The following is a 15,443-nucleotide window of genomic DNA, read 5'->3' on the forward strand; positions in this document are numbered from 1 at the left end:
TCCCTCCCTTTTTCCTACCATGTCCCGAAAGCACGCCGTCCTCGCTATTTCCCTCTGGTCAACCGTTGCCAGCGCCTTCAAGCTCTCCCTACGCTATCTTACCCCTCTCGGGCTCCTCTTCTACGCCTCTCTGACTTCACTGATCCTCTTTGGAGTTCTTTACGCCCGCGAGTTCTCCCTTCGGAGGGAGAACCTCCGCTCGGCTTACCTTGGCCTCATAAACCCTCTAACCTATTACGCCGTCCTCTTCTCGGCCTACGACCTCCTTCCGGCTCAGGAGGCTCAAGCTTTAAACTACACCTGGCCCCTAATGCTGGTTCTCCTCTCAATCCCCCTCCTCGGAAAGAGACCCAATCCAAAAACAATCTCCGGCCTGTTTTTAGGGTTCCTTGGAGCAATAATCGTGGCCACGAAGGGAGACCTCACGAGGCTGAGCTTCTCAGACCCCTTTGGCGTCGCCCTCGGTCTCGGGAGTGCGGTGATATGGGCGTCCTACTGGCTCCTGAACCTAAGGGATGGTAGGCCTCTCATTGAGAAGATGTTCTGGAACTTCCTCTTCGGCTTCGCCTACGTATCGGTGGTTCTCTTAATCTCGGGCGAATTCATCGTTCCCCCGCTTGAGGGCCTCATCGGTGCAGTCTACGTGGGCCTCTTCGAAATGGGAATTACCTTCCTCCTCTGGTACAGAGCGGTTGAAAGCGATATGGCCTTCGCCTCGAACCTTGCCTACCTCGTCCCCTTCATGAGCCTCTTTTTTATCTCCCTGCTTGTGGGCGAGAGGATAGCCCCCGCCACCGTCCTTGGGCTGGCGATGATAGTTGGGGGCATAATCCTCGGAAGGGGATGGTAAAGCTTTTAAATGGGGAACGGCTTAATTATGGCGGGCCAGGGGGGTAGTAGTTTAGCCTGGTCCAGGACACCGGCCTCCCAAGCCGGTAACCCGAGTTCAAATTCCGGCCACCGCACCATCTTCTTCTCACGGACATTGCTCACACCTTCCTGCCCACGAGGAGCCTGACAGAACCTCTCCAGGGGGCCGTCTATGCGCTCGTACCCCGGAATCCCATGGTTGTGACTCCTCGGCGACTTCGAGTTCACTGGAAAAACCAAGAAGTTCATAACCGAGAAGATCGAAGGCGCAAAAGCGAGACACATAGGGAGCGTGCAGTTCTCCATAGACGACTCGGCGATAGTGGCAAAGCTCATCGCGGAGGGGAAGAGGCTGGGGGAGATAGAGTATAACCCTCCACTACGCGGTGCCGAAGCTGGAGGGGAGGCTTCTGCTCACGCCGGGCCTGATAGAACTCCAGAAGAGGGAACTGGGTTACACCGGGGCGGACGATGAGATAAGCGACGAGGAGCTTGAGGCGTTTTTCGAGGGGAAGGGGGAGCTTTAAGTCGAATCCCCCAAATTCTTTCGGATTCGTTGGGTTTCTACAGGGACATTCTCCGGGACGGCACACGATTACCCCGTTAGAGATTTATCTCCATACGACAGGCGTTGACTGTTTTTAAACCTATCGAATGTGTTAAACACAACCTTAAAACGTAAGACTTATATGGCTCAATTTGTTATTACTAATGCCTCCTAAGGAGGTACTACTATGGGGCGTAGGATACTGTTCGGAGTCCTCTTGGTGGGAGGACTATTAATCGGCCTTGTGAATGCCGCAAGCGGTGTTTCAACCCAAAGCTGCTGGACGCCCTGGGACCACAACAGCGACGTCAGGCAGTGGGGTCAGAACGAGTGGGTGTGGGCTGGAATTCACGGACAAGTCCTTGTTTGCGACGGGAAATTCCAGAGAATCCTCACCGACACAGTTTATGGAACAGCCACGGCGAAGGGAATGGAATGGTATCGTCCCGAACACAGGGTTACTTCTTCCTATGCATATTACAAAGTAGTTTACAAAAGGTACTCTGAGACGTATTCCGGCACTGCAATAGCAGACATACCCAATTACCGGGGGTGAATTGATGAAAAATCGCCTTCTTCTGTTCCTTTTTATTATTTCTCAGCTTGTCATACTGTCATCTTCTGCGATGTCTTCCAACTATACAACCCTTAATATAGATGGGCTTTACCTAAAATATGCGCTATTGGCTCCTAACGATACTCCGGGACATGATGTCAACATATTTGAGGTGTATCTTCCCAGAATGCCGGAACGACCAAGGAATCTAATTCTAGAACGACTAAACGACACAAAAACGGATGAGCTCGTGTCTTTGGTTGTTCGGGGAGACGTATTCCTGACATTTAGAATATTGAACATACAAAATGAGATCGCGCTGGTAAACACCACCCTTGAGCTCAACGATGTCTGGATTTACAACAGGCATTACCTGAAAAAGATCGTTATGTCCACCATTCTCACCCTTGATCTTAAACGTATGGAGTACGTAAATGACAATGGTTCGGCAATTGGGAGACCAACTTTTCTCGTCTTTCCCTGGGAGCTACCTCCTAAAAAAAGCCTGTTAGTAAATATGAGTGATGTCGGAAGATTAGGTGCGGTAACCCAAGACCTCGTCGTGGACAACGTATCCTATTCCAAGTGGGTGGACGCAAAGTTAAACACATATTACCGAACTTTTGAACCTCCGTACATCTACATTTCAAGCTCACAGGTTCCTTTCTACTGGAAACTCAGTGACGGGTACTACTCGGCCACGATTTGGAATTATTACATTTATGACTTTGATATGGGAGTGCTGATAACAGGACTTTTTGATGTGACGCCTGAGTTCCTAGCCCTTGGGGTTATAAACGGTGACAGTTATGACTACCTAGCCGCAAAAAAGATGGACGAACTGCAGAAAAAGGGTATAAGGCACGAACTTTGGAATCCCGGTTTCAATCTCTATGATACAAACATTGAGTTCCCGGAGACTTCGTCAACAGCAACTCCAAACACGGGGATGAGGTACTTCTTCACGGTTTCCCTCGTCGTCCTGCTCCTCACCGCCATTTTCACCAGGAGGTGGGGAAGAGGATGAAAAACGGCGGCCATCCTACCGGTGCTCATCTCAATCCCAGCCACCACGCACCAAGCATACTCCAACCCATACTGGTTCAAAGAAGGAACCTACATCAAATATGTCACAAAAATGCCTGAACATCCAGACAGGCACGAGGTAAACGTATCTCCCGTGTGGCCACAGCTTCTTCCCAAAGGATACATACGCTAAAATAAAGGAGTCCTCCACCTTTAACCTGAGCGATATCCCACGTTTTTCATAGACGTCAGCAATCCCCCAACGAAAGGGGAGCACGTTCTCTCGCCGGCGTTTATGAAAAAACACCATTTACTAAGGGAGTATATTGTTGTAACGAACGTCTCCCTCACCTAGATGGAAGACAAAATCCTCCATACCCATTACAGAGATTTTCTGCCTCCTTATCTCTACATGGAAGGGAGAAGCAGAATACTTAATCTATGACCTAAACACCGGGGACGGAGTGGAAACCGTAACCCAGCTGGTCTACGATATTGACACGGGAATATTAACCTAGTTCCCACGACATGTGAAGTGATCCCCCTCTTCACGGCCAGAATCGCCCCAAAATCCTTATCCAAAAACAAGAAAAACCAGTGAACTCTTCAACAATCGCCCCGAACTCTGTAAGTTACGCGTGGAGGTTGATTTCGTTGTGAGTGTTTTTCGGGTGGTGTTCTCTGATTATTGAGTAGATTTTGGATTTTTATGATCAAGATTTCCTTCTGAAAGTCTATAACAACAACCATCAAAAAAGCTAAGTAATTCTAACAGCCCGATGGGAACTAAGGTTGTTTAGGACATTCATTCACGAAAATGTTGCATGGGGAGGAGACTCTGAACAACACTAGCGTCCATAGGAACGAAATTACCGCTGTGGAGTACGGATAAAACCTGAAAACCCACACGAAAACATTCGACACCGGAGCCACGGCCGAGTAGACGAACCATACTCTGCCCTCTCTTGCGCAGTACTCTGAATCTCTGTAGGTAGAGCATATGATCCACTCCAAAGTTGAAGAAGCCAACCAGAAAAAACCGGTGATAAGAAGGGCCACGGGATGGAAGCAATTGCTTCCAACGTAACCCCCAGAGTGCCAAAACCAGCTCGGCAATCCACCAGTGTAAAAATAAAACGGGAGAAACCTCAGCCCCGTAAAGCCTCTATCACCACCCCACGATGTCAGACACACTCCGTTCTTACACGGTGGAAGGTTTCCGCTTGGATACAAAGTCAGGGTTCCGGTTTTTGTCTTTTCCACGACCCATCAAATGGTATGGATATAATCATTAACCGAGTTCTGCCATGTGCATCATCCGACAGCACTAAATGGGAGGTGGCAAAAGGAAAAATGTTACGAAACCCGCCAATAGACTGGAAATCCGGATCAAATGAACTCTTCCAGGTGAAGACCTCGAGACGATGATTCCCATGTAATAGTAAGACACAACGAGAGAAACTACAAGAAGGCTTTGTTCAAGAATAACTCTGAGTGGAAGAAATTCCGGAATAAGCATATTAAAAAGCCTTAAAGCGAATGCAATCACCCCATAAAACGCGGCGGGTCTGAAATATTTTACAGAATCTTCCGTTACAATGATATTCGACCGCAGGATCATTTTCAAAAGACCTAATGGGACAATCAAAAACGCCATACCCCTAATCGTATAACCAACACTTGAAATTAAAAATAACAGCAGCGCTCCAGCCCACCCAGATCCAAAGCCCCACACTGTAAATGACAATATTTGGGGCAGATAAAACATCCAAGAATAAAAGGAAATTCTCAGCAATGTTCTACCAAGTTCGGACATCTAATCACTCTCCACGATTTTATCAAGCCTGTAGAGGACGGGTAACACTATGAACAGGCAAAACCATCCAAGGATTGGTTTTATCCGTCCGCCAATCAAAGCCGGGAAGTACGCGAGGATAATACCAAGAGCCAAAAGCCCCACAAGCTTTGTCATGCTCTTTGTTATGCTTCTGTCTGAATTTTTTCTTTCGTAGAAGCCATTTCTAGTCTTAAATCTTTCATATACAAGAGACAGAATTAATATCACTGAAACAACGACGAAGGGAATTACCACAGCGTAAATAATTCCTTCCCCAATCTCCCAGATGTTCCATTTACCCAAGGTGGCTTCAATCAGTCCGACAATGGCGATAAAAGAGTAAATATAGAAAAACCTCAAAAGGTTCATAAATCTCACCCCACGTATACAAAGGCTATGTCCGCGTTGACCCCAGTTTCAATTATCGAGACTACAAGACCTGCAAGGTTAGACTTCAACGCCAAGTTCTTTAGAGCACTTAGAGTGAACTTTGTGCCAAGAGACTCAACGAGCTTTTTAATGCCATAAAAACTCATCGCAAGCTTTGTAGTGTCTCCGAACGATGACATGGAAGTTCCCAAAGTACCAACTATCGTCCACCCTCTCTTTGTGAATTTCACAGGGATTCTGACTCCGACCTTCCAAGTCAACCAGCCTTCTTTCTTGAAGTGGAACGTGTTCTTCTTGTTCCCAATCCACGGGCCGAGATACTCCACCTTTTTGTACTCATTCGAGAGTATCTTTTTTCCATCTATGTCTGTGGCTTCATTTAGGTTCACCACGGCACTCTCTGGGAATATAACTACAAATTGATACTGGCCGCTAAAGGGTATCCTGTGGTACTTTACTTCAACTGTATACCATCTGTCTCTGCTTATCATCCACACATCAAGTTTTCTGAGTTCACTGGATATAGGAAGCGAATAGTGATCCGCGTTGGACCCCATTATTGACATCGAAACATATGATCCCAGGCCAATGCCACTCTGTGGTCTTATCTTTTCCATTCGAACCGGCATCGCTATAACACTCCCGGCTGTCACTCCAACCATCAGCAGTCCCAAGAGGACTGCCATCAAAGGCTTCCACTTCACGTTGTTCCCTCCAATAGTTTTTACCTGAGTATTAAGGCTGAGCCTTTAAAAATTTTTTTCTTTAATAGTAAATTACAAACTAATAACAATAGTTCTCACCACATGTGAAGTGTTCTCTGATTATCGGGTAAATCTCGGATTTTATGATCAAGATTCCCTTCTGGAAGCCATCACGACCACCAATCAACCAATCCTAACGATCCGATGGGAACTAGGGTATAGTTTCTGGCTTCATTTTTCCCCTTCTTTTTCTGAAAATTTCAGGGATTTAAGCCTGACGCCCCGCTGCTTATCCTGATGGTATCCTTTTTCACATTCCACATAGTAAAACTTTTAAGGACCCGGTCATTATTACTGCTCGTTTGGGGGTGCTACTATGGGGCGTGGGATACTGTTCGGAGTCCTCTTGGTGGGAGGACTATTAATCGGCCTCGTGAATGCCGCAAGCGGTGTTTCAACCCAAAGCTGCTGGACGTTATGGGATCATAACGGCGATGTTAGAGAGTGGGGTCAGGATGAGTTGGTGTGGGCTGGAATTCACGGACAAGTCCTTGTTTGCGACGGAAAATTCCAGAGAATCCTCACCGACACAGTTTATGGAACAGCCACAGCAAAGGGGGTTACCGTGATAGGTAGGGGCATCAGGAAAGGCTCAGATATCTCATACGCATACGTTACGTACACTAGAGATGGCAAAATAATCACTGCCTTTGCGGACATACCCCCCTACTTTGGATAATCGGGGGAAACAAAATGAAGAGGATAGTTCTATCTTTCTTAATCCTTCTTTTGCTTGTTTTACCTTCCCCCATTGTACAAAGTATAGAAAAGCCGAAGACGTCCCCATGGTTCCGGGATGGAATTTATTTGACGTACGCGATGATGATGCCCACGAATCCAAAGAAGGGGGAAGTTAATGTTATTGAAGTGTGGCCCAAGCTAATTCCTGCTCAAAACGTTCTTAAGATTATTGGGGATTGGGATGAGAGCTCAACTGTGACCCTTCTGGTTTATGGAGACATGTATCTAACCCTTAAAATCACGAATATAACCGGTGACATTGCGTATGTTCACATCGCGCTGGAGTTAAACAATGTGAGTCCGAAATCTGGAAGTACTATTCACAAATTAAATCTGAACAGGACTCTCATCCTTAACCTAAGCGACATGGTTTACTATGAGGGAGATGGAACACCAATTGGCAGGCCCATGTTTTTTGTGGATCTAGCTCATTTGCCAAAAAAGAATGACTATCTGGTCTATCCAGCCTTCCTCAAGAAGTACGGCATTATCTCGGACAGTATAACCATAAAGAACGTCTCATACACTTGGATGGAAAACAAGGTGCTTCACACGCACTACAAAGATTTCATGCCACCATACATCTACGTTGATGGTAGAGGACGATATCTCGTGTATAATCGAAAAACAGGAGAAAGCTTCGATATCGCGACTCAGTTGGTTTACGACATGGATACAGGCGTTTTAATAACAACCGGGGTTTGTGATATCACCCCCGAACTTGTTAGTTTAGGCATTGTTAAGATGATCGCTTTGGATCGGGTTAACTCCAAGAAGCTTGATAGGCTCATCGATGAGGGGAAGGCGGATAAGGAATGGTACGCTCAGGGGTTCAACCTCTACGCTACGAACGTTGAGTTCCCGGATTACGGAACAAAACACTCGCCCTCAACTCCAATGAAGTACTTCTTTGCCCTGGCACTGCTCGTCCTCATGATAACCTTTGTCTGGAATGAAAGGAGGTGGAGACGGTGAGGTGGAAGCTCATTTTTCTGACGTTTTTGATGGCCGGTCTACTCGTTCCTCCCGCGTATTCGGCCGGAGAAAGCACGATGGAGAGGCCCGGCTACCTGTTCGTTGAAGCACCTGGAAACGTGGCCGAGATAGTTGGGGTGGGCTCTTACACCACCCCCGTTGGTCTGGTGCTCAAGCCGGGAAACTACACCGTCAAAATAACCGGAAACGCAACCGTAATCGCCGGGGTTTCGGTGAAGGCTGAGAAAGCCACAATCCTCCGCGTGAATCCTGAGGAGATTGCGAAGGCGGTTTCTGGAGATGGGATTGTGTCGATATGGGCAATCTTCAACGAGAGCGCCAACTACAGCTGGGAGAAGCTCAACCCGCCTTTTAATCCGTTTGCGTTCCCGGGTGGGTGTGGAAGCAACTCCGGGTATCTCAACATATCGAACCCCTACCCAATGGGCCTCGCAGTGCGGGGAAGGGACGAGGTGTACATAACCCTTAATGGAACCTTCATGCACATTGGGGACGATGACGGGAAACCCTGTATTTTCTATGTCGAAGTGTATCCCGGGGGAAGCGAACGCCAAGAAAGTGTTAAAAATGCCACCTATCTCGTCCCTTGGGCGCGGCTGGAGATAACCTCTGTTCCCGAGGGTCTGACGATATACCTCAACGGCGGTCACAACCGCTACATCTTCTACACCCCTCTGAGCCTCTACGTTCCGGCCATTCCCCAAGACGTCTACAACGCAACCGCCGTCGGCTACTACGGGACGATACAGATTCCCGTCATCCATAAGCTCGACATCCACGTCGTTGGAATCGCGGAGAACCACTACCTCGTTGAGAGCGTCTTGAAGGTTGTCCCCAACGAAAACCGCCACATCAACGTGGACATGGAAAAGGTGAAGTCCTCGCTGACGGTGGAGAGGGAGACTGTGAGAGCAATTCCTCTCAAGGTAGATTCAGAGCCGGACAACGCTTCCATAGTGGTTACCGACGGCGTTCTACGGGCCTTCGCCGTCACGCCGGCGACCCTCTTCCTCCCGCCTGGAAACTACACCGTCATCGCCTCTAAGGGCAACCTCTCGGCCGGGAAATCTGTGGCCCTGATGGAAGGCTCGAACCTCTTCCTGAAGCTCTCCCCTGCCAACGCGACCCTCAACGTCGTGACGTCTCCGGACAACGCAACAGTGCTCCTTAACGGCGAGGAGGTCAAAGCTAAAAACCTCACCCTCAGCCCCGGGCGCTACAACATCACAGTGAAGGCTCCCGGCTACCTCACGAAGAGCTTGGATATAATCCTGGCCCCAAATGAGTCAAAGACGGTTGAAGTAAACCTGGAAAAGAAGCCCGCGGGGGAGAACTCGGAAATCGTCATCTCGCCCTCTTCTGGTGGGTCTGACGATATGAAACCGGGGGAGGTAACAGAGACCGACAAGAACGACGCTTCCGGTAAAACCCAAACCAATCCGCTGCCCCCAATGGATAACGTCCAAAGCCCGGGAGGAAAGAAAAACGGCTCCCTGTGGGCCAAGCTGGCTATCCTAGCTGGGGTTGTTGTGGCGGTTTACCTGGTCCTGAGAGTGAGGAGGTGAGGCAATGCGGACACAGATGAAATGGGAGCTTGAGGACCCCTACAACCTCATAGTATTCATGTTTGGTTTCGTTATGCTGGGCATCACCTTCTTTTCCGGCCTGACGGGTAGCGACGTGACCTTCATGATAAGTGGGCCTGACGGGATCATCGTTTCAGAAGCAGCCAAAACCTTGGGCCTCATGCTTCCGAGGCTTGGAACCGAAGAGTACACAATATTCGCCCTTACCGGGGCCCTACTGGTTTCACTGATGATGAGATACGACAGGGACACGAGAGTCGCCAAAAGCGTCTACAGCCTGCCGGTAAGAAACCATTCCGTGGTGCTCTCAAAGGCACTATCGGCCATGGTCTTGCTCTTCATTGCCTCGCTCCTTCCGGCGTTTTTAGCGTTTATCTACATTCACTGGGACGTTTCAAATCTAATTGAGAGGGCGCTCTTTGACGAGGGCTTCCTGACGGGTTACCTACTCTACTGGGCGATGATGGTGCTCTACGTTGTCTCGGTGTCGGCCCTTGTGGCAATGCTCTCCCCCAACACCTTTGCCTCTCTCCTGGGAAGCATTACCCTCCTATACTCCCCCCTCGTGCTCAAACTGAGGAGTCTCCCTCCGGCGGTGATTGAGGACGCGTTCTTCAAGGCCTACACAACCCAGTTTTACCCCTCCGACAGGATAGCGGCGTTCATTGATGGTTCATTCTATATGGGTATCCTCCTTCCGGCGGTGATGCTGGGGGCGGCCCTCATACTTAGCGAGTGGAGGGATGTCTCATGAGGCTCCTGAAGGCGGTACTGCTGTCGGTGGTCATCTTGACGCTCCTTGTATTTCCGATAGAGAAGAACGCGTTGACCCGGCCGATTTCTGAGGTCGTGCTCTTGGGGCAGGGGATTGTAGTGCCGTCCGCCGGAATGGCAGTGCTCAGTGCCAGCGCCGACGGGGAAACCAGCTATACCGTTAGGGTCTTTGACCCCGAAAACAGTAATGCTATTCTTGAAAGAAACGTGACCGGAAGTTTCAGGGGCAGGGTTATGCTGGAGCATTCAGGGCCGTACTACTTCTCGGTTCAGACAATGACCCCCGTAACGATGGCGTTGAGGGTCATCAACAGGCACCCCTCGGTAGCGGTGCTCAACATCAGGTATGGGGTGGGGGGAATAAGCGCCCTTCTTCTGTCTGTTATCCTGCTGCTGGAGGGGAGGAGAAGATGATAACCGCGAAGAACCTCACAAAGAGGTTCGGAAAGCTCGTGGCCCTGGACTCGGTGAACTTAAAGATTGATAAAGGGGTAACGCTGATACTCGGCCCCAACGGTGGCGGAAAGAGCACCTTTCTGAACCTCTGTGCCGGGTTATACCGGCCAAGCAGGGGAGAGATCAGGGTGCTGGGGGCTAACCCATGGAGCAACGATCGCCTGAGGAAGAGAATAGGCGTGTCCTTTGATCCACCCGCGCTTCCCCGACACAGGAGCGGAGAGGAATGGCTCAAATATCTGGCAGAGTTCAAGGGACTCGACGATGGTGAGGTCAACAGGGTGGCGAGACTATTCTCCGCTAACGGCTATCTTGATAGAAAGATAGGTGAGTACTCCGCAGGAATGTTGAAAAGGATCAGCCTGGCCCAGGCTTTCTTAGGAATGCCAGAGCTGGTGCTTCTTGACGAGCCCCTTGCAAACCTCGATCTCAAGGGGATTAAGGAGGTGGCGGGAATTCTGAAGGAACTGGCGGAGAAGGGCACCAACATGGTGGTAGTCTCCCACATATGGCGCCCCCTCCTTGAGTTCGCGGACAGGGTGGTTGTCATTGCTGCAGGGAGAGTGATGCTGGAAGGAACTCCCGACGAGGTGATCCCCAGTATCGAGGAGATTTAAGCTTTCTTCCACTCCTCCTTTTATCAATCACGAAAAAACCTCCTGAACGCTCCCATCGCTCTTCGCTATGAGCTCGTCTTTTTGCTGTTTTCCCGATGCCATTCAGCCTAATTAGAAGATGAACATCAAAATTTTCTTTTGGATCTTCTTCAGAGTCAGTTAAGCACTCCCTAAGCCCCCTCTCTCTTAATAAATTCTTACAAGCAACCACCGTTGCCTCAATAATCACCTTTTTAACTCTTTGACCTTATCCCCAAAAGGTGATTGTATGGAGTGCACAAAAGATTATTGCGTAAAGGACCTTAAACTTGCACCAGAGGGGGAGAAAAAGATAGACTGGGTTTCAAGGTTTATGCCCGTCCTCCAGCATATAAGAAGGGAATTTGAAAAGGAAAAACCCTTTAAAGGGGTTAGAATTGCTGCAACTCTTCATCTCGAAATGAAAACAGCCTTCTTGCTCTTGACTTTAAAAGCTGCAGGAGCGGAGGTTTCGGCAACTGCCAGCAATCCGTTGAGCACACAAGACGATGTTGTTGCAGCTTTGGCAAAGAATGGGGTGAAGGTCTACGCCATAAGGGGAGAAAGCAGGGAGGAGTACTACGAGTTCATGCACAAAGCCCTCGACATTAACCCAAACATCATTATAGACGACGGAGCGGACATGGTTTCAACGGTCTTAAAGGAGAGACAAGAGCTAATCCCCGAAATATGGGGTGCCAGTGAAGAAACTACCACAGGCGTGATAAGGCTAAGGGCGATGGAAAAAGAGGGAGTGCTCAAGTTCCCGGTCATAGCTGTTAACGATTCATATACAAAATATCTCTTCGATAACCGCTACGGGACAGGTCAATCAACGTGGGACGGCATAATCAGAAGCACAAACCTCCTTGTTGCAGGCAAAAACGTCGTGGTCGTTGGCTACGGCTGGTGCGGAAGAGGAATTGCCATGCGTGCAAAGGGGCTGGGAGCGACGGTTATAGTTGTTGAGGTAGATCCTATTAGGGCATTAGAGGCAAGAATGGACGGGTTTTTGGTTATGTCAATGAAGGAAGCGGCTAAAGTTGGAGATATCTTTGTTACCTCAACCGGAAACATAAACTGCATACGCAGGGAGCACTTTGAAGTTATGAAGGACGGGGCAATAATGGCAAATGCCGGACACTTTGACGTGGAGATATCAAAGCCCGATTTAGAGAGCCTGGCCGTGGAAATAAGCAAACCAAGGCCAAACATAACAGAGTACAAAATGAAGGATGGAAGAAGGTTATACCTCCTGGCAGAAGGTAGGCTCGTTAATTTGGCTGCAGCAGATGGGCATCCAGCCGAGATTATGGACATGAGCTTTGCTTTGCAGGCGAAAGCAGCAGAGTACATCAAGGACAACCGTGGAAAGCTTGAACCTAAGGTCTACGTCCTTCCAAGGGAGATCGACGAGATGGTTGCAAGGATTAAGCTTAAGGCAATGGGCATTGAAATCGAGAAGCTAACTGAAGAGCAAAGGAAGTACCTTGAGAGCTGGGAACACGGGACTTAACTCCACTATTTTGTTGCCTCTGGTTTCCATTTTTCTCCATAGAAGTTGTTCCTTAAAAAAGAAACCGAGGTTTGGAGATGAAAAAATTCAAACTAATCCCAATCGGCCATGTTCATAAAGACAGTGAGTCCTTCCTCGAAATCTACCCAGAGTTCGCTGAGGCTCTTGAAGGCCTTAACGAAGGGACTGGATAAAGCTTATCTTATGGTTCCATGAGAGCGACACCCCAGAGAAAGGGAAAACGTTGAAAGTCCATCCTCGTGGGAATCCAAAAAAACCCGCTAAGAGGAGTTTTTGCAACTCGCTCGCCAGTTAGACCAAATCCCATTGCCATTTACACCGTGAAGATTGTTAAAATAAAAGGGACAAAGATATTTATCAATGAGATAGATGCCTTTGATAGTACTCCTATAGTGGATATAAAGCCCTTCGTAAAAGGGCTTGACTGTCCAAAAGGGATTTAAGTTTTTTGTTATCTCTTTTTTTGGGTGTTCAGCTTGATATACAAGGCAAAGTTCGGAACCCCCGAAAAAGGGTGGGTAATCCTAGTTCACGGCCTTGGAGAGCACAGCGGAAGATATGGCAAGTTAATAAAAATGCTGACTGAAGAAGGTTTTGCCGTTTACACCTTCGACTGGCCTGGCCACGGAAAAAGTGAAGGAAAGAGGGGCCACGCGAGCATAGAGGAGGCAATGGGGATAATTGATTCCATAATTGAAGAGCTAAACGAGAAACCTTTCCTCTTCGGTCACAGCCTTGGAGGATTAACGGTGATAAGATACGCCGAGACAAGGCCTGAGAGGATAAGAGGGGTCATAGCTTCGTCTCCCGCTCTTGCAAAAAGTCCCAAAACTCCAAGCTTCATGGTTGCCCTTGCAAAAGTTCTCGGAAAAATAGCTCCCGGCTTAACGCTTTCCAACGGCCTTGACCCGAAGCTTCTCTCTAGGAATCCCGAAGCAGTTAGACGCTACATCGAAGATCCCCTAGTCCACGACAGGATTTCGGCAAAGCTTGGCATGAGTATCTTTGACAACATGGAGCTCGCACATAAAGAGGCCCACAGGATAAAGGTGCCCGTGCTTTTGCTTGCTGGCACTGGAGACTTAATAACCCCTCCAGAAGGAGCAAGAAAGCTTTTTTCGGAGCTTAAAGTGGAGGACAAAGCACTGAAAGAATTCGAAGGAGCCTACCATGAGATTTTTGAAGACCCAGAGTGGGGAGAAGAATTCCACAGGACTATAGTGGAATGGCTCATTGCCCATTCCGATAAAAAGAATTGGGCTTGAAAATGAGGTAAACTCCCATTTAACTGTAGAGAGTGACTAATGGAAGGCTGGAAGATGATGTAAATGAAAAACTGTCATAAGTGCTCCTGAAAGCCCTGAAATTGCTGTGAAAATAGATGATTCCTCCGTTCGAGAGTTTAGATACTCTCCGCTTCCAAGGGAAAAATGCCTAAACCTATTACGCTTGAGGATTAATTGCCCACGAGTTCGGCCACTCAATCCACTGGCTTTTAAGGGGAGAGGATATAGAGAAACTTGAAGACGAGTAAATCTGGCTTTATACAGAGGAAGCAGTTCTTGGGCTACTATCTCGGCTATAAATTTATCCGATGGCTTGAAAGGGAGTATTCTCTTGAAGAAATTGCAAAGCTTGAAAAAGAAAAGATCAAAATCCTACAGTTTCTACGCTAAATGTTCTCCCTTAAGTCGATGATGTGCTCTAATTCCGGCCCAGTTTTTATAAGGCCCACTGGCACTCCAACCCTTTCCTCTATCTCCTCAATGAACTCTTTAGCCCTCTTCGGAAGCTTGTCAAAGTCGGTCACTCCAAATGCCTCCTTATCGTACTTATCGAGCATAGTTACCGCCAAAATTGTCGCACCGTTAACCCTTGCGGAGTACCTTGCGAACTCAAAGTCAAACCATCCAACTCTTCTCCTTCTTCCGGTAACTGTGCCGTACTCGACCAATCCCAGTCTATCGGCCTCCTCTTCGCTCATCTCCGTTGGAAATGGACCCGCACCGACCCTCGTTGGAAAGCTCTTGAAGACCACTATGACGTCATCAACCCTTGTTGGGCCTATTCCGACGTCACTTGCTATGGCTGATGCGGAGGTATCCTTGGATGTAACGTAGGGATAAGTGCCGAAATAGAGGCTTAAGCCAAACCCCTGCGTTCCCTCCACCAAAACGAGCTTTCCATCGTCGAGGGCATCGTTGACCTCTTGAGCCACATCGGTTAAGTAGGGCTCAAGTTCCTTGAGGTCCTTTACCTGCCTAGCCTTTCTCAATGCCCTATCAGCGTTAGCTGGACCGCAGCCAGAGCCAGTGGTTCCTATCTTTCCGTGGAGATAGCCGTTTGTCCTGTCGAGCTCTTTGTGCTTCGGCTCTATTAAAGTGCAGCGATAATCAATGCCCACCCTATCCTTAACGTTGAAGTCTTTTAGATGCTCAAGTTCGTGGAAGAAAACTTCCGGATCAACCAGAACTCCAGCCCCGACCAGAAGCCTTGCATCTCTGTTCATAAAACCCGTGGGAAGCTGTCTTACCGCATACTTCTTTCCGTTTATAAAAACGCTATGCCCTGCGTTTGTTCCCACTCCGCCCCTTGCTATGACCTCTGGTTTATCGCGCATAGCGAGATAAGCGATTATCGACCCTTTCCCTTCATCTCCCCATTGACCACCAACGACAATGTAGCTTGGCATGGCTCCTTACCCATAGTTAAGAGAATGACACCCTTA

The 15,443-nt window shown here is 48.5% G+C and carries 17 protein-coding genes and 1 pseudogene; 14 read left to right on the top strand and 4 right to left on the bottom strand.

Features of this window, described 5'->3' with window-relative positions:
- Window positions 1–19: 19 nt before the first annotated feature.
- The 4 genes and pseudogenes from ADU37_RS05745 (at window position 20) to ADU37_RS05765 (ending at window position 3,000) form a co-directional block, all read left to right on the top strand.
- On the top strand, window positions 20–850 hold the full coding sequence (locus ADU37_RS05745) for a DMT family transporter (RefSeq protein WP_058947637.1): 831 nt from the start codon (window positions 20–22) through the stop codon (window positions 848–850).
- A gap of 225 nt (window positions 851–1,075) precedes the next feature.
- Window positions 1,076–1,397 (top strand): annotated as a pseudogene (locus tag ADU37_RS05755) (hypothetical protein); the annotation flags it as partial.
- Window positions 1,398–1,604: 207 nt separating this feature from the next.
- A complete protein-coding gene (locus ADU37_RS05760) occupies window positions 1,605–1,973 on the top strand; it encodes a hypothetical protein (RefSeq protein ID WP_058946705.1) in 369 nt (122 codons plus the stop codon).
- 187 nt (window positions 1,974–2,160) lie between these two features.
- Entirely contained in the window at window positions 2,161–3,000 is an 840-nt protein-coding gene (locus ADU37_RS05765; RefSeq protein WP_144433208.1) for a hypothetical protein, read from the top strand.
- Window positions 3,001–4,326: 1,326 nt separating this feature from the next.
- Here ADU37_RS05765 and ADU37_RS05780 read toward each other — a convergent pair.
- From ADU37_RS05780 to ADU37_RS05790, 3 genes are read right to left on the bottom strand one after another with little or no spacing between them, the layout of a single operon-like run.
- Window positions 4,327–4,815 (bottom strand): hypothetical protein, encoded by a 489-nt coding sequence (locus ADU37_RS05780; protein WP_058946709.1) that lies wholly within the window; start codon window positions 4,813–4,815, stop codon window positions 4,327–4,329.
- A complete protein-coding gene (locus ADU37_RS05785; protein WP_058946710.1) occupies window positions 4,816–5,205 on the bottom strand; it encodes a hypothetical protein in 390 nt (129 codons plus the stop codon).
- 5 nt (window positions 5,206–5,210) lie between these two features.
- Complete coding sequence (locus tag ADU37_RS05790; RefSeq protein WP_238981930.1) at window positions 5,211–5,930, bottom strand: hypothetical protein; 720 nt, start codon at window positions 5,928–5,930, stop codon at window positions 5,211–5,213.
- A 376-nt stretch (window positions 5,931–6,306) separates the two neighbouring features.
- On the opposite strand from ADU37_RS05790, the gene ADU37_RS05795 reads away from it, so the two are divergent.
- The 10 genes from ADU37_RS05795 to ADU37_RS11430 all read left to right on the top strand — a co-directional run bounded on the left by ADU37_RS05795 (window position 6,307) and on the right by ADU37_RS11430 (window position 14,391).
- Window positions 6,307–6,669: a hypothetical protein gene (locus ADU37_RS05795; protein ID WP_058946711.1), complete on the top strand. Its 363-nt coding sequence runs from the start codon at window positions 6,307–6,309 to the stop codon at window positions 6,667–6,669.
- 14 nt (window positions 6,670–6,683) lie between these two features.
- Complete coding sequence (locus ADU37_RS05800; protein ID WP_058946712.1) at window positions 6,684–7,706, top strand: hypothetical protein; 1,023 nt, start codon at window positions 6,684–6,686, stop codon at window positions 7,704–7,706.
- Window positions 7,703–9,292, top strand: a complete 1,590-nt coding sequence (locus ADU37_RS05805; RefSeq protein ID WP_058946713.1) for a PEGA domain-containing protein — start codon at window positions 7,703–7,705, stop codon at window positions 9,290–9,292. Before ADU37_RS05800 ends, ADU37_RS05805 begins: the two co-directional genes overlap by 4 nt.
- 4 nt (window positions 9,293–9,296) lie before the next feature.
- Window positions 9,297–10,067, top strand: coding sequence for a hypothetical protein (locus ADU37_RS05810; protein ID WP_058946714.1), 771 nt, complete (start codon window positions 9,297–9,299; stop codon window positions 10,065–10,067).
- Complete coding sequence (locus ADU37_RS05815) at window positions 10,064–10,501, top strand: hypothetical protein (protein ID WP_058946715.1); 438 nt, start codon at window positions 10,064–10,066, stop codon at window positions 10,499–10,501. The genes ADU37_RS05810 and ADU37_RS05815 overlap by 4 nt, the downstream gene beginning before the upstream one ends.
- A complete protein-coding gene (locus ADU37_RS05820; RefSeq protein WP_058946716.1) occupies window positions 10,498–11,160 on the top strand; it encodes an ABC transporter ATP-binding protein in 663 nt (220 codons plus the stop codon). Before ADU37_RS05815 ends, ADU37_RS05820 begins: the two co-directional genes overlap by 4 nt.
- Window positions 11,161–11,428: 268 nt before the next feature.
- Window positions 11,429–12,694 (top strand): adenosylhomocysteinase, encoded by a 1,266-nt coding sequence (locus tag ADU37_RS05825; RefSeq protein WP_058946717.1) that lies wholly within the window; start codon window positions 11,429–11,431, stop codon window positions 12,692–12,694.
- A gap of 260 nt (window positions 12,695–12,954) precedes the next feature.
- The gene (locus ADU37_RS11850; RefSeq protein WP_343203928.1) at window positions 12,955–13,158 is read left to right on the top strand and encodes a TrmO family methyltransferase; all 204 of its coding nucleotides are present in this window, start codon (window positions 12,955–12,957) and stop codon (window positions 13,156–13,158) included.
- 33 nt (window positions 13,159–13,191) lie between these two features.
- Entirely contained in the window at window positions 13,192–13,980 is a 789-nt protein-coding gene (locus ADU37_RS05835; protein ID WP_144433296.1) for an alpha/beta hydrolase, read from the top strand.
- Between the two features lie 255 nt (window positions 13,981–14,235).
- Window positions 14,236–14,391, top strand: a complete 156-nt coding sequence (locus ADU37_RS11430) for a hypothetical protein (RefSeq protein ID WP_158508487.1) — start codon at window positions 14,236–14,238, stop codon at window positions 14,389–14,391.
- On the opposite strand, the gene ADU37_RS05840 is transcribed toward ADU37_RS11430, so the two are convergent.
- Window positions 14,388–15,407, bottom strand: a complete 1,020-nt coding sequence (locus tag ADU37_RS05840) for an adenylosuccinate synthetase (RefSeq protein ID WP_058946719.1) — start codon at window positions 15,405–15,407, stop codon at window positions 14,388–14,390. The two genes, ADU37_RS11430 and ADU37_RS05840, sit on opposite strands and share 4 nt — an antisense overlap.
- Window positions 15,408–15,443 lie beyond the last annotated feature (36 nt).

Source organism: Thermococcus sp. 2319x1 (genome assembly GCF_001484685.1).
Classification (GTDB): domain Archaea; phylum Methanobacteriota_B; class Thermococci; order Thermococcales; family Thermococcaceae; genus Thermococcus_A.